Source organism: Chloroflexaceae bacterium, from assembly GCA_025057155.1.
GTDB lineage: Bacteria > Chloroflexota > Chloroflexia > Chloroflexales > Chloroflexaceae > JACAEO01.
In genome coordinates this window covers 389-640 of the sequence record JANWYD010000119.1, presented here as the reverse complement: position 1 = coordinate 640, position 252 = coordinate 389, and the positions used below count along the sequence as shown (strand labels likewise).

1 protein-coding gene is annotated in these 252 nt (G+C 71.0%); it reads left to right on the top strand.

The features are described 5' to 3' along the window. Positions 1 to 252 (top strand): hypothetical protein (locus NZU74_20580; GenBank protein ID MCS6883723.1); only part of this gene is annotated, 252 nt, incomplete at both ends.

Sequence of the window (252 nt, the reverse complement as noted above, 5' to 3'; positions counted from 1 at the left end):
GGGGGTGGCCAACTACGCCCGGCTGCTGCAGAACCCCGAGTTCTGGAACAGCCTGCTGGTCACCTCCATCTTCGCCCTGGCCGTCACCCTCCTCGAGGTCACCCTGGGGATGGCCCTGGGCTTCCTGATGAACCGCCCGGGCCGCTTCCAGGGCCTCGTCCGGGGGGCGGTCTTCGCCCCGGTGGTGGTCTCCCTGGCCGCGGCCGGGGTGATCTGGCTCCACCAGCTGAACCCCACCAGCGGGCCGGTGAA